The organism is Aquisalibacillus elongatus (assembly GCF_003843875.1).
GTDB lineage: Bacteria > Bacillota > Bacilli > Bacillales > Alkalibacillaceae > Aquisalibacillus > Aquisalibacillus elongatus.
This window is the reverse complement of record NZ_RKRF01000009.1, coordinates 146,923-160,346: the sequence shown is the minus strand read 5'-3', so window position 1 is coordinate 160,346 and position 13,424 is coordinate 146,923. Positions and strand designations below refer to the sequence as shown.

At 37.9% G+C, this 13,424-nt stretch carries 15 protein-coding genes; 8 read left to right on the top strand and 7 right to left on the bottom strand.

What is annotated here, in order from left to right; translation table 11 throughout:
* Window positions 1–118 precede the first annotated feature (118 nt).
* The 5 genes from EDC24_RS08995 to EDC24_RS08975 all read left to right on the top strand — a co-directional run bounded on the left by EDC24_RS08995 (window position 119) and on the right by EDC24_RS08975 (window position 6,475).
* Window positions 119–1,072, top strand: coding sequence for a substrate-binding domain-containing protein (locus tag EDC24_RS08995; RefSeq protein WP_124221814.1), 954 nt, complete (start codon window positions 119–121; stop codon window positions 1,070–1,072).
* 75 nt (window positions 1,073–1,147) lie between these two features.
* A complete protein-coding gene (locus EDC24_RS08990) occupies window positions 1,148–2,653 on the top strand; it encodes a sugar ABC transporter ATP-binding protein (RefSeq protein ID WP_124221813.1) in 1,506 nt (501 codons plus the stop codon).
* Complete coding sequence (locus EDC24_RS08985) at window positions 2,646–3,626, top strand: ABC transporter permease (RefSeq protein WP_245998077.1); 981 nt, start codon at window positions 2,646–2,648, stop codon at window positions 3,624–3,626. Before EDC24_RS08990 ends, EDC24_RS08985 begins: the two co-directional genes overlap by 8 nt.
* Before the next feature lie 16 nt (window positions 3,627–3,642).
* The gene (locus tag EDC24_RS08980) at window positions 3,643–4,674 is read left to right on the top strand and encodes a Gfo/Idh/MocA family protein (protein WP_124221809.1); all 1,032 of its coding nucleotides are present in this window, start codon (window positions 3,643–3,645) and stop codon (window positions 4,672–4,674) included.
* Window positions 4,675–5,065: 391 nt separating this feature from the next.
* Window positions 5,066–6,475, top strand: a complete 1,410-nt coding sequence (locus EDC24_RS08975; protein ID WP_124221808.1) for a DHA2 family efflux MFS transporter permease subunit — start codon at window positions 5,066–5,068, stop codon at window positions 6,473–6,475.
* A 180-nt stretch (window positions 6,476–6,655) separates the two neighbouring features.
* Here EDC24_RS08975 and EDC24_RS08970 read toward each other — a convergent pair whose 3' ends face one another.
* The 5 genes from EDC24_RS08970 to EDC24_RS08950 all read right to left on the bottom strand — a co-directional run bounded on the left by EDC24_RS08970 (window position 6,656) and on the right by EDC24_RS08950 (window position 10,008).
* A complete protein-coding gene (locus EDC24_RS08970; RefSeq protein WP_124222087.1) occupies window positions 6,656–7,927 on the bottom strand; it encodes a YjiH family protein in 1,272 nt (423 codons plus the stop codon).
* Window positions 7,928–8,109: 182 nt separating this feature from the next.
* The gene (locus EDC24_RS08965) at window positions 8,110–8,574 is read right to left on the bottom strand and encodes a DUF2269 family protein (protein WP_124221806.1); all 465 of its coding nucleotides are present in this window, start codon (window positions 8,572–8,574) and stop codon (window positions 8,110–8,112) included.
* A 152-nt stretch (window positions 8,575–8,726) separates the two neighbouring features.
* Window positions 8,727–9,290 (bottom strand): flavin reductase family protein, encoded by a 564-nt coding sequence (locus tag EDC24_RS08960; RefSeq protein ID WP_124221804.1) that lies wholly within the window; start codon window positions 9,288–9,290, stop codon window positions 8,727–8,729.
* 11 nt (window positions 9,291–9,301) lie between these two features.
* Entirely contained in the window at window positions 9,302–9,586 is a 285-nt protein-coding gene (locus EDC24_RS08955) for a hypothetical protein (RefSeq protein ID WP_124221802.1), read from the bottom strand.
* Window positions 9,587–9,705: 119 nt separating this feature from the next.
* Entirely contained in the window at window positions 9,706–10,008 is a 303-nt protein-coding gene (locus EDC24_RS08950) for a TIGR04104 family putative zinc finger protein (protein ID WP_124221801.1), read from the bottom strand.
* A gap of 87 nt (window positions 10,009–10,095) precedes the next feature.
* On the opposite strand from EDC24_RS08950, the gene EDC24_RS08945 reads away from it, so the two are divergent.
* Together EDC24_RS08945 and EDC24_RS08940 are read left to right on the top strand one after the other, a co-directional pair.
* The gene (locus tag EDC24_RS08945) at window positions 10,096–10,731 is read left to right on the top strand and encodes a YczE/YyaS/YitT family protein (protein ID WP_124221799.1); all 636 of its coding nucleotides are present in this window, start codon (window positions 10,096–10,098) and stop codon (window positions 10,729–10,731) included.
* Between the two features lie 67 nt (window positions 10,732–10,798).
* Window positions 10,799–11,311 (top strand): GNAT family N-acetyltransferase, encoded by a 513-nt coding sequence (locus tag EDC24_RS08940; protein ID WP_124221797.1) that lies wholly within the window; start codon window positions 10,799–10,801, stop codon window positions 11,309–11,311.
* Between the two features lie 12 nt (window positions 11,312–11,323).
* On the opposite strand, the gene EDC24_RS08935 is transcribed toward EDC24_RS08940, so the two are convergent.
* Together EDC24_RS08935 and EDC24_RS08930 are read right to left on the bottom strand one after the other, a co-directional pair.
* Complete coding sequence (locus EDC24_RS08935; RefSeq protein ID WP_124221795.1) at window positions 11,324–11,887, bottom strand: hypothetical protein; 564 nt, start codon at window positions 11,885–11,887, stop codon at window positions 11,324–11,326.
* Between the two features lie 257 nt (window positions 11,888–12,144).
* Window positions 12,145–12,369, bottom strand: a complete 225-nt coding sequence (locus tag EDC24_RS08930) for a hypothetical protein (RefSeq protein WP_124221793.1) — start codon at window positions 12,367–12,369, stop codon at window positions 12,145–12,147.
* A 166-nt stretch (window positions 12,370–12,535) separates the two neighbouring features.
* On the opposite strand from EDC24_RS08930, the gene EDC24_RS08925 reads away from it, so the two are divergent.
* Entirely contained in the window at window positions 12,536–13,399 is an 864-nt protein-coding gene (locus tag EDC24_RS08925) for a patatin-like phospholipase family protein (RefSeq protein ID WP_124221792.1), read from the top strand.
* Window positions 13,400–13,424 lie beyond the last annotated feature (25 nt).

Sequence of the window (13,424 nt, the reverse complement as noted above, 5' to 3'; positions counted from 1 at the left end):
TTCTAAGATTAATGCTCTGTTATTAAAATTTTATATTAATGGCAGAGCATTGCTCTTAGATGTAAATGAAATCGATTACATTTAAGGCTTCATTAAAATCATTAAGGGGGATGTTGTTTTGAAGAAATTTTACATGTTTCTTGTCGTATTGCTGTCAATTTCATTACTTGCAGCTTGCGGTGACGAGTCAGGCGGAGATGATGACACGTTAACGATTGGAATCTCACTACCATCTGCTACACACGGTTGGATGGGAGCGTTAATTGACAACGCAGAGAATAAGGCTCAAGAGATCGAAGAGAGTGAGGGTGTTGAGTATGTCATGACGAATGCTGATGACCCTAACCAACAAGCCAATGACGTTGATGACCTAATTACACAAGGGGTTGATGCGATTGTCATGCTACCAATCGAATCCGCTGCGTTATCACCAGTTGGACAAAAGGTAAAAGATGAAGGTATTCCACTCGTCATCGTTGACCGTGAATTGGAAAACGATGCTGCCTCAGTTGTTGTAAAAGGTGACAACGAAGGTATTGGAGTAAATGCTGGTAAATACTTTATCGAAAAGCTGAATGGCGAAGGTAAAGTCGTAGAGATTACTGGTCCTCCAAGTTCTGTAACAGAACAAAGAGGTGCGGGATTTGAAGAAGCGATGGCGAATGAAGATGGAATTGAAGTAATTGCTTCTCAAAGTGGTGACTTCTCAACTGAAACATCGTTATCCGTGATGCAGAATATTTTGCAGGCACATGAAGAGATTGATGCTGTGTTTACTCAAGATGATGGAATGGCACTAGGTGTTGTTCAGGCTATTAATGAAGCAGACCGTGATGATATTCAATTTGTCACAGGTGCAGGTGGCGCTAAAGAAGTCTTTGAAAGCATTCAAGATGGCGGTTTAATCTCAGCAACTTTCTTATATTCTCCAACGATGGTTGAAGATGGAGTAGATATCGCTGCTCAACTAGCTCAAGGTGAAGAACCAGAAGAAACGATGGTTATTAAGGAAGCGACAGAAATTACGGATGAAAATGTAGATGAATTCTACGATCCAGATTCTAAGTTCTAATAGACTTAAGGGAAATACAATAGCCATTACGAGCTATTGTATTTCCTCTTTTCCCTTTTAAAAGGAGCGAGTAAAATGGCTTATTTAGAAATGCAGAATATTGATAAATCGTTTAACCAAGTTCAGGTTCTTAAAGATGTCTCGCTTGAACTTGAACAAGGTGAAATTCATGCGCTGTTAGGTGAGAACGGTGCTGGAAAGTCTACGTTAATGAACATATTAGGTGGAGTACATCAACCAGATCGTGGTGTGATAACAGTCAGTGGTCAAAAGGTTGAAATGACAAGTCCAAAAATCTCACAAGATCAAGGGATCAGTTTTATTCACCAAGAGCTTAACCTAGTGTCGGACTTAAGAGTATATGAAAATATGTTTTTAGGGTCTGAGATTCGCAATAGATTTGGGTTTGTTGACGTCAATGAGATGTGCCGACAAACGGAAGAGATTTTAACAAAATTAGGTGTTCATATAAATCCAAAAGAGTATGTAAGGAATTTAGGGACTTCATACAAACAGTTAATTGAGATCTCGCGTGCATTATTACATAAATCTAGAATTATTATTATGGATGAACCAACAACGGCGTTATCAGAGCATGAAGTGGATCGGTTATTTGAGTTAATGCGCAATTTAAAAGAAGATGGCATATCGATCATTTATATTTCTCACAAATTAAAAGAAGTTAAAGCGGTTTGTGACCGCCTGACTGTTTTAAGAGATGGCAAGGTTGTAAAAACAGGAGATTTAAAAGAAGAATCGTTGGACTCGATTACGCAGTATATGGTAGGTAAGTCATTGTCAGAGGACCGAATTATAGACGAAGAAAATTTTGGTGAAACGATTTTGAAGGTGGAAGAACTGACCATGCCAGGCGTCTATAAGGACATTCATTTTCAAATTAAAAAAGGCGAAATAGTAGGCTTTACCGGATTAGCTGGAGACGGTCGAACGGAACTCTTTGAAAGTCTCTTTGGGTACCGGAAAGATTACAAGGGTCAAGTCTATGTAAACGGAAAGCTAGTGAATATTAACCATCCGAAGAAAGCGTTAAGAGCTGGAATTGGTTATGTACCTAAAGACAGAAAAGAAAATGCGATCATTCAAGATATGAATGTTGTTCAAAACATGAGTATTTCATCATTAAATCATTTTGAAAGAAAAGGCTTTTTAAGAGGAAAACTTGAACATAATAGATTTCAAGAATACAAAGATAAACTCAATATAAAAGCTCACAACCCGAAGGCAACGATTGATCAGTTAAGCGGTGGTAATCAGCAGAAAGTCATTATTGCTAAGTGGCTTGAGTTGAATACAGATATCATTATCTTTGATAACCCGACACAAGGGATTGATGTAGGGGCTAAGCAGGAAATCTACCAACATATTATTGGGTTAGCTAAACAAGGGAAGGCCGTTATTGTCTTGTCTTCAGAAGCGCCTGAAATTATGAAGATTTGTCATTCCGTTTATGTCATGTATCAAGGTGAAATTGCAGGATACTTCAAAGGTGAAGATACTACAGAAGATAAAATCATGAGTTATGCAACGGGTTCTAAAAAGGAGGCTGTTACAGTTGGCTGAGTCTCAATTAAAACAACAGACAAATGAAAATAAACCTAATCGAATGAAATCGGGCTTGAACTGGTTATGGTCTGATTACAGTGTTGTCATTGCATTCATTATCATTTTTATAGCGGCATCCATAATGAGCTCTAGATTTTTAGATATCGGTAACTTAATGAACATTCTAATGCAAGTATCCATAATCGGTATTATAGCTTTAGGTATGACCGTCATTATGTTATCAGGTGGAATTGACTTATCGGTTGGTTCCGTTTTGGCTTTAGTTGGTGTTGTAACTGTAACAGCTCTAAATGCAACAGGAAGTGTTGTGTTGGCTGTAATCAGTGCACTTGTAGCGGGGCCATTAATAGGGCTGTTAAATGGACTGATGATTGCGAAGGGACGAATTGCTGCTTTCATTGCCACTCTGGGAATGATGGCAGGAGCCCGTTCCATAGCCCTATACATTGCTGATGGTGGAAGTATTTCGGGAGAAGTGCAGGAATTTTCCTTAATCTCAAATAGTGAACTAGGAATTGTTGACTACCCAATTATTATCTTTCTAGCGATGACGGCATTTGTTTATATTTTAATGCACAACACGCGTTTTGGGCGTTACGTTTATGCCATTGGAAGTAATGAAAAGTCCGCAAGATTATCGGCTATTAACGTTGAAAAAATGAAATTAGCCATCTACAGTTTAGGCGGTCTTATGGTAAGTGTTGCAGCCATTATTGAAACGTCTAGGTTAAATTCCATATCATCTTCAAGTTCTGGTCAGCTTTATGAACTTGATGCGATTGCCGCAGTTATTATTGGTGGTACGCGTATGACTGGTGGTCGAGGTAAAATTATCGGAACGTTCTTCGGCGTGTTAATTTTAGGGATTTTAAACAATATGATGAATTTAATGAATGTCTCACCACACCTTCAAGGTTTTGTGAAAGGGCTCATCATTATCATAGCAGTTGTATTCCAAAAGAGAGAGTAAAGGAGCGTGACGGATTATGAAAATCGGTATCATTGGGTGCGGTTCTATAACGAAATATCGCCATGCACCTGAGTATGACGAAAACCCTTATGTAAAAGAGATTGTGTTCTATGACCGTAATCCAGAACGAGCAGAGGCTTTGGCGGAACTTTTTAACGGAAGTGTCGCCCAAACGGCTGAAGACTTATTTGAAGATGAATCCATTGTGGCCATTAGCGATTGCTCATCGAATGATTCACACCATATTTTTTCGACTAAAGCATTACTTAGCGGAAAGCATGTTCTAACAGAAAAGCCAATTGCGCTAACAGTAGAAGATGCAAAAGAAATTCTTGATGCCCAAAAGAAAACGGGAAAATGGTTAATGGTTGACCATAACCAACGTTTTACAAAAGCTCACCAAAAAGCGAAATCAATTATAAAAAGTGGTGAGTTAGGAAACGTTCTAACATTTAAAACGAATTTTGGTCACGGAGGCCCTGAGAGTTGGGGTGTGAATAAAAGCAATTCGACTTGGTTTTTTAAAAAAGATCGATCAGGTTATGGTGTTGCAGCTGATTTAGGGATTCATAAATTAGACCTTATACATTACTTGTTAAACGATCGAATCAATCAAGTTAGTGCTTTTCAAGGTGTTTTAGATAAAGTCGATGAAAACGGTCAGCCAATTGAAGTCTGCGATAACATCATTTGCAACTTAAGAACCGAGGGCGGAAAATTAGGAACGGCTTCATTTTCATGGACATATTACGGAGAAGAAGATAATAGCACGACGATTTACTTTGAAAAAGGGATTATGAAAATTTATCAAGATGATCAATACCAAATTGAAGTGTTGACTAAAGATGGGGAAAAGATTAATTATGAAATCGAGGCCATCCAAACTAATGATAACCAAACAAACACAGGAGTTATCGATGCGTTTGTTGATAGTGTTAGGAATGAAACGGAACCAATCGTTACCGGTCAAGATGCATTAGAGTCATTGAAAGTTGTATTGGCAATTATTGAATCTGCTGATAAGAATCAAGTAGTGATGGTAAAATAGAAAAAAGCTTGGATCAGGGTGGATCCAAGCTTTTTTATTGAAGATTTATCCAAAGTGAAACAGTGCTAAAGATGATAAGGGTCATGGATAGGCTAAGCTGATAACGGTCTATCTCTGGCTTTTGTAAAGTTTTAAACAACGAAACGATCCCATAGATAATGCCGCCTATGAAGATGATTTGAAGAATTATATTTCTCAAACGTTATTCTCCTCTCAAAACCTTGTACTTCATTATACCAAATATTGAGTTTTTACTTACAAGGGTTGTCTATAATATTAGGTTAAGTAGTTCATAATAAGTTCATAAAAAACGACGTTAATCCTTCGACTTACGAAATAAAATTTGTTATGATGTAATGTTGCAACTGAAAAATAGAAAGAAGGATTATGTATGGCAAAAGATCATGAACAACGAGGAAAAGATATTAAACGTGGCCCGCTAATGGCAGTTTTGATCTCAGGGGCATTTGTAGCAATATTAAACCAAACTTTACTAGGAACCGCGCTTCCTAAAATAGCGGAATCCTTAGAAATAAATTACGCAACAGCTCAATGGTTGCAGTCAGTATTTATGTTAGTAAACGGGATTATGATTCCAATTACAGCCTTTTTGATTGGGCGCTTTACATCTAGGGCGCTCTTTTTAACGGCAATGGGGTCGTTTGCAGTTGGAACTTTGATATGTGCGGTAGCACCGATCTTCGAAATACTGATGTTAGGTCGTGTGCTGCAAGCTGCGGGTGCAGGTATTATGCTTCCGCTTATGCAGACGATTATGTTTTTAGTATACCCAATTGAAAAACGTGGGTCGGCCATGGGCATATTTGGGCTGGTTATAGCTTTCGCGCCAGCTATTGGGCCGACTTTATCAGGGTATTTAGTTGAGCAATTCCCTTGGACTAGTGTTTTCTACGTTGTTTTACCAATTGCAATTATTGATATTATTGTAGCTTACTTCATCTTAAAAAATGTAACGGAGCGAACATTCCCGAAAATGGATTTGATTTCCATAGCATTATCAACATTAGGGTTTGGCGGACTGCTTTATGGATTCAGTATTGCAGGTAATCCAGAGACAGGTTTCGCAAGTCAAAGTGTCATCATTTCGTTAATTGTAGGTGCAACCACATTGACTTGGTTCATTTTACGTCAGTTGAAGCTCGATACACCTATATTAGAGTTCCGTATTTTTAAATACCGTATTTTTACCTTAACAACAGCGATCGGTATGATTGCATTTATGTCCATGATTGGTGGTGCGGTCATTCTTCCAATTATGATGCAAGATATGTTAGGGTTCACGGCATTAGAATCGGGTCTCATGCTGTTGCCAGGTGCTGCATTAATGGGCTTTATGAATCCGATAACGGGACGATTATTTGATAAATTTGGTGGACGTTATTTAGCTGTCATCGGATTATTTTTAGTAGTGGTCACAACGTTTATGTTTTCTAACTTAACTCCGGGAACGAGTTTCGCTTATTTAGCAATCGTTAATGCTGCTCGAATGCTAGGCATTGCAATGGTCATGATGCCAGTAACAACAGCTGGTTTAAATCAATTGCCTGATAAATTGATGCCTCATGGTACGGCGATGAATAATACGATGCGACAAATGTCTGGAGCTGTAGGGACAGCCTTATTAGTTTCGATTATGACAAGTCAAGCCATTCCAAACACTGGTGTTGAAGGAGCGTTACATGGAGTGAACGTATCATTTTTCGTTGCAGGTGTATTGTCTATAGCCGGTTGGGTCTTAGCCTTTTTCATTAAAAACTCAAGACCTGGGATAAAGAATTAAAGGGAATAAAGAAAAGGCGCTCGCCAAATGGCGAACGCCTTTTTTTTACATGATAATTTTCGTTTTCAGCACCTTTTAATAGGGCTTCAGAACAAGTTTTGTATTGTTCAGACCCTTTTTTGAGATTTATAGCATCGAACTTTGTCGAAAGGCATCCAAATTAAATCATTTCAGACCTTTTTAGAAAATTAAGTGTGCCATTAAGATTATAATTGGCAACGTGATCAACGTACGTAATAAGAAAATTACGACTAATCGCCAGAAATTAACCGGTACTTTGGAAGCGAGTAGTACACCACCGACTTCGGATAGATAAATCAACTGCGTAATACTTAATGCTGCGACAATGAAGCGGGTGATTTCGTGTTCCACACCTGAAATCATGATGGCTGGCAAGAACATATCGGTAAACCCAACTAGAATTGTCTTAGCAGCTTCTTGTGCTTCTGGAACCTGCATGAGTTCTAACAATGGAACAAATGGTGCGCCGATAATATCAAAGAAAATTGTTTTTTCAGCAATGATCACACCTAATGTACCGATTGCCATGACGACTGGGAGAACGCCGAACCACATATCCATTGCATTTTTAGTTCCTTCTTTGACAAAGCCAAAGACGTTAGGCGATTGTTTGGCACGCTCGGTTGCTTTTTTGTACCCCCAAGTCACAACATTATAACCTTCTGGCGTTGTCTCATCATGACTTTTTGGCTCGTCTGTATAATACGTGTCAGGTATTCGTGATAATGGCGGAATACGTGGCATAATGATAGCAGCGGCTAAACCAGCTACAACAATTGTTAAATATAAAGGTAAAAACATGTGCATTAAATTTACATAATCAACGACTGTAATTGTAAAGGTAATGGACACAACTGAGAATGTTGTACCAATGACGGCTGCTTCACGTTTTGAATAGTAGCCTTCTTCATATTGGCGACTGGTTAGTAATACTCCAATCGTACCGTCGCCAAGCCAAGATGCTAGGTTATCAACGGTCGAGCGACCAGGAAGTTTAAACACTGGGCGCATAATTTTAGAGAAAAGCGAACCAATGAATTCAAGTAATCCATAATTCAACAGTAATGGCAGTAAATACGATGCCACTAAAAATACAGCGACTAGTGCAGGCATAAGACTAGTTAAAATCATTCCACCGGTATCAGAAGAGTAAATCCCTTCCCAACCGATTTGATAATAAGTAAATATGATAAAAATCATACCGACTATTCTGACCAATAACCAAAATCCAGACACATTAAAAACGGACCCTAAATATGACTCTTTATGAAAACGCTCTGGAAAAAGTTTAGCAATAATAGACATTAATGCTGAAATAATGATGATCACCATTGCCACAGCAGTGATGGTATCACCTAATTGATCTTCAAACATACCTGCTAAAACTGCGACAGGCACACTTGTTGAATCGTCATATGGTATAGGAATCATAAACAAGAATAGACCAATTAATGAAAGCAAAATAAATTTTAGTTGTGCCACACTTCTCCTCCTCTATAAGATATTGGTTATATAAATTCATAATCATACAAACATTTGTATTCCCTATACGAAGATATCACGAATTGGTACGAAAATAAAGAGGCCTCTCCAGGTAAACGAGAGGCAATGTTTTACAATCCTGCAGGCTTTAAGATCATGAGAACGAAGATGAGTACACCCATTGTTGAAACAGTCCAAAAGATCTTGTTTATTTTGGAAAAAGTCTTTTGGTATTTGGCAGGCAAAGCATCGAGCTTAGATGTAGTTGGGTCTGACAAGTATGTGCCTAATTTTTTCGATAAAGGACCGACAAAACCAATCATTAGGATTTGAATGGCGATATATAGTATAAGCGTTCCTAGCAACCATAGTTGTACAAACGTTCCCCAACTCCCCATGTAATACAAGATAAGCCCAGTGATCACAGCCAAAGTACCACCGATCTTTGGAAAAATCTCAAGTCGTTTAAACATCATGAGAGAATTACGTAGTTCCGCTAAGCTCTGTTCTTTACGAAATAAAACATGCCCAAAAAATGTAGGACCAACCCCTAGAATGGCGGATAACACGTGAACTAACACTAGAGTCTGATACACATCATTCCTCCTCTCTGGGTCTTAAACAGACCTCCCCATTAAAATATAGTGAACAGAGCGCAAAAACATTCCTATGAGTTTTTAAAAATGAGTGGATTTTGTTGGGCAACGTCCACACAAAAAATCGCCCAGAACGTTTTCTGGGCGAAGAATTATTTCTCTCTAATTCTGTGTGAGATGAACTTGCTGTTGTGCTCGACTGAGGTGTACATGGACCTTCCTAAGTAAAGAGGGATGGAGAGGTTCTCAAAATCAGGTAACCCATTTTGAAGAAACTTTTCTTGATCACAGTGGAACTGAATGATGTCGCCAACAAACCAGTCGTGATCGCCATAGGTATTAATATCAATCGTTTTACATTCATAAACGACATAGGCGTCTTTTAAAATGGGGGCACCAGATGCTGTACCATATTCAAACTCCATATTTCCTTGCTCGAACTTATTTAAATCGGCTCCAGTATATGTACCTGCTTCTTGGATGAATTGAGCTTTCTCTAAAGGTAAAAAGTGAATTGCGAAATACCCAGCATTTTTAACGAGTGAGTAGGTATGCCTTTCACGTCCAATAGCAACACCATAAATCGGTGGATCATAAGATATATAAGAGTGCCACCCAGCTGACATCACATTGTCGCTGCCGTTATGTGAAACTGTGACGATTGCGACCATCCCTGGGTAGCAATGCATAATTTTTCGATCTAAAACGTCTAACATCTTGCTGCCTCCTAATCTGTATTTCTGTTATTGTTTCGTTTTGTCCAAACTTGATAGGATAGAAAAATTGTAAAGCCCATGATGATAAAAATACCTATCCAATGATTAACAGTCTCCGGAAGGTATTCAAAAGGGGACAAAGAAAATGGAATCCAGTCTAATATCTGCTTCAATATAAATGCTGCAGCACAAATTCCAAAACTGTCTCTAATAAAAGACCTCAAAGTCAGGTTTTTTTCTTTCCACAAAAGAAATCCCGCAAAGAGGATTAAAGTTATGTACATATTCCAATCCATGTAATCAACCCTTTTGAAAATAAGCCCCTTATACACTAAATTCGACTAAGTACGACAAAGTCCTTTTAAGTTATAATATAAAGAAAATTGGGATATTTAGTATAAAAGACGTAAAAGGATTACCACATCGGTTCTTCATCGTTAGATAGTGAAATAAAAAATGGCATGATACTCAAATAAATGAGACTAAGAACAATGACTGCAGAAATCTTTACAAGCCATGAATTATTCTGTATGACAAAAGGCAGTCCGGCTAATGGAATTAGTCCGATAAACGTCGTTCGTTTTAATGAGCTAGACGTTTGATATTGTGTTGCTTTACAGTGAGGGCATTTTATTCCTCTATTAAAATGGAATAACCCTTTTTGAGTATCCAGCCAAGACCATTTCGTCTGGCATTTTTGACACACTGGTAATGACATAAAACCAACTCCTTAAATCCATTATAGGCAGAAATTAATAAATATGATATTATAACGTGGTTGAAAATTATTAAGAAGGTGACCATCATGAAAGAACTCTCATATTCTATTTTATTTTATATTTTGGGTATGCTCCTGCTCTCATTTGGGGTGACCATGCTAATTAAATCTGGTCTTGGTACAGGTGCGTGGGATGCGCTGTTCTATGGATTGTTTGATTTAATTGGATTGACCGTTGGTTCCTGGATTTTTATTGTCGGGGTCCTATTAATGATCATAAACAGTTTTATGCTTCGAGCTCGCATCGATTACTCTGCGGTCATTACCATCTTTTTAATTGGTGTGTTTATAGATTTTTGGTTATTAGTCGTATTTCCAAATTTTGAAATAACCTCAACTGTAATGAGTTACGTTTTACTCACCATTGGAATTACAGCTATGGGGTCCGGTATAGGGATGTACTTGCAGTTTAACTTTGCTAAAAATCCCATTGATAATTTAATGTTAGCTGTCAATTACCGAACAGGCTGGAGTCTGGCGGTGTCTAAGTCTTCGCTTGAAATTTTAGTGATGATTATTGCCTTTTTAATTGGCGGACCTATTGGAATTGGAACGATTATTATTGCTTTTGGCATCGGCCCTATCGTACAATTTTTCTTCAAGCGATTTGAAAAGGTCAAAACAATACTTGTCCATGGCCGTCAAGTGCCGCAAAATATGTAAACGCGACTTTTGTCGCGTTTTTTTAATTTATGATAAAATCTAGAAAAAATAGAAAGGATTTATCATCATGATTCGAAAAGCGACTGAAAACGATCTTCAATCTATTTTAGAGATTTACAATGAAGCCATTCTTCATACAACAGCAGTTTATGACTATAAACCATATTCTTTCGATAACCGCAAACAATGGTTTCGTGAAAAAGAAGAGGCTGAACTTCCGGTCATTGTTTTAGAAGATGATGGAGAGGTTGTAGGGTTTGCGACATATGGGCCTTTTAGAAGTCGACCTGCATACAAATACACGGTCGAACATTCGGTTTATATCAAACGTAGCCATAGTGGAAATGGACGCGGCAAAACTTTATTAAAAGAGATTATAACTGTAGCTGAGCAAAATGGGTATAAAATGATGGTCGCGGGGATTGATGCGGCAAATGAGGGAAGTATTAAGCTTCATCAGAAGTTAGGGTTTGAACATGTGGGCACCGTAAAATATGCCGCCTATAAATTTGGTCGTTGGTTAGATTTAGCTTTCTATCAATTAGAGCTACCGGGACCAGATGAGCCCATTGAGGAGTAATAGGCTCATCGATTAACTGGATTGATAGAATCCGATGGTAAAACAAATGCCAATGAAGTGTAAGGCTTTTACAGGGTCCTCAGGAATTGTTATATAATATCCATCAGCATTATATAGGTTGTCCTTAATCGATTCATATACTATTGATCGTTTGCGTATGGATGCGACCCCCTGATTAGACTCAAATTCTAAAATATTATAATCTATTCCACTCGATGAAACCTCAAGCTTATATAAAGGCTGTTCGTTTTTGTCGAGTGTTTTAATATTCTTAACAGATAACCCACTTTCAACGGAACCTACATAAGTTTGATCCCCTTTAAATAAATGGAATTTCTTTGCGCGTAACCCAGAAGATTTTCGGATATATCCTACGACGCCTTTTTCGTGATCAACAATTTCAACATCGACTGCTTTACAAGTGTGCAAACTGATTAAAGCATAAATTGTATTCTGTATATGTACTGGCGCATCGGACCTTTTCCTAATTTCGCCAATCGGTTCTTTACCGTTTAAAATGTTATGTTTATTTATTCCGACAGGTTGTATGAATACCTCTGAATTTGTAGAGAACATTACTTTAAACCCCTTTCGAGCACCATTATATCAGAAAAAATGATAATTACTTCCAAGGAAATATAAATTTTTTAAAATTATGAAGGAATTCGACAATGTTTTGTCGTAGATAGATTATGTGGAAAGCTCGTCAATGGGGTAACGCAAATAAAAATGATTTTGGCGAGAAGTACATAGTTTGCAGGAAGGCCCCACCTATTCCCACTCCCCCTTCCTGCAATTTTTTATGAAAAAATGCCACCTTTTCAGGTGACATTTCACTTACAATGAATGATTAGCTCGTACTGTTCATATTCTTCTTGTTGACGCTTCAACGCAATATCCTCATTTCTAAAACGAATCCAACCACCATCCCGTTTTAACTTCCCGACTCCCTTATAAGGTGTTTCACACATTCGGTTAGTGTATGAGCATTCGCGGTGTAGGGTGTAGCATTTCGTTGGCACATCAATATTCACCCAAACAGGTTTATGACGAAACATATCTAAGCCCCTTTGCTCATGTTGTGTAGTGTTATTCTATGTATTTTGATTGGAAAATTATTCGTGTAAATTTGAGTGCTTCTTAATTTTATAAAACCAATTACCTCGCTTACTTATGTTAAAATTGAATTAAAATTTTAACGTAACGTAGTAAGAGGAGTTTGTCATGAGTAGCATAGGGTTAGTGTTAGAAGGCGGAGGTAGCAGGGGGATTTATACAGCAGGTGTCCTTCGTTATTTAATGGAAGAGCAGATGTATTTACCATATACAATCGGTGTATCAGCAGGTGCTTGTCATGGTTCGTCTTACATATCAAGGCAGAAGGACCGCAACCGTGAAGTCAGCATTGACTATGTGGACCACCCAGAATATTTGTCATTACGAAATTTTATCAAAAAGCGTGAGATGTTTGGTATGGACTTCTTATTTGATCGGTTGCCGAATGAATTGGTGCCTTTTGACTATGAAACCTTTGATCAAACAGAAGACGAGTTTGTTATTGGTGTCACAGATTGTATGACGGGAGAACCAGTTTTTTATAAAAAATCTGAGTACGCAGATGATGCCTTGACATTGATTCGTGCTTCTAGTTCAATACCACTACTGTCTCCGGTAGTGGAGTTTGAAGGTAGGTACTTAATGGATGGCGGCATAGCTGACCCCGTTCCGATCAAGCAATCAATTAAAGATGGTAATGAACAAAATATTGTCATCTTAACGAGGAATAGAGGATACTACAAAAAGCCACAATCGTTTAGCTGGTATATCCGCAAAAAATATTATGAGTATCCAGGCTTAATTCAAGCACTAGAAAAACGACATACTCATTATAATGAGACATTAGAATATATTTTTGAAGAAGAGAAGAAAGGCAATGTCCTTGTCATTAGCCCATCTGAAAAGTTGAAAGTCGGGCGAATGGAAAAAAGTAAGCGTAAACTGACATCCTTATATGATCTTGGCTATCAAGATGCTCAAAACATGAAACAGACTTTAGAGGATTTTATAGGAGTTCAATCAAACGTTTGATTGAATCAAGGAGTCGATTTGCTAA

Coding starts and splice junctions, on each gene's coding strand:
- EDC24_RS08990 (WP_124221813.1), top strand. CDS start 1,148: ATGGCTTATTTAGAAATGCAGAATATTGATAAATCGTTTAACCAAGTT.
- EDC24_RS08980 (WP_124221809.1), top strand. CDS start 3,643: ATGAAAATCGGTATCATTGGGTGCGGTTCTATAACGAAATATCGCCAT.
- EDC24_RS08975 (WP_124221808.1), top strand. CDS start 5,066: ATGGCAAAAGATCATGAACAACGAGGAAAAGATATTAAACGTGGCCCG.
- EDC24_RS08970 (WP_124222087.1), bottom strand. CDS start 7,927: ATGATTCCTATACCATATGACGATTCAACAAGTGTGCCTGTCGCAGTT.
- EDC24_RS08960 (WP_124221804.1), bottom strand. CDS start 9,290: ATGTTAGACGTTTTAGATCGAAAAATTATGCATTGCTACCCAGGGATG.
- EDC24_RS08955 (WP_124221802.1), bottom strand. CDS start 9,586: ATGGATTGGAATATGTACATAACTTTAATCCTCTTTGCGGGATTTCTT.
- EDC24_RS08950 (WP_124221801.1), bottom strand. CDS start 10,008: ATGTCATTACCAGTGTGTCAAAAATGCCAGACGAAATGGTCTTGGCTG.
- EDC24_RS08945 (WP_124221799.1), top strand. CDS start 10,096: ATGAAAGAACTCTCATATTCTATTTTATTTTATATTTTGGGTATGCTC.
- EDC24_RS08940 (WP_124221797.1), top strand. CDS start 10,799: ATGATTCGAAAAGCGACTGAAAACGATCTTCAATCTATTTTAGAGATT.
- EDC24_RS08935 (WP_124221795.1), bottom strand. CDS start 11,887: ATGTTCTCTACAAATTCAGAGGTATTCATACAACCTGTCGGAATAAAT.
- EDC24_RS08930 (WP_124221793.1), bottom strand. CDS start 12,369: ATGTTTCGTCATAAACCTGTTTGGGTGAATATTGATGTGCCAACGAAA.
- EDC24_RS08925 (WP_124221792.1), top strand. CDS start 12,536: ATGAGTAGCATAGGGTTAGTGTTAGAAGGCGGAGGTAGCAGGGGGATT.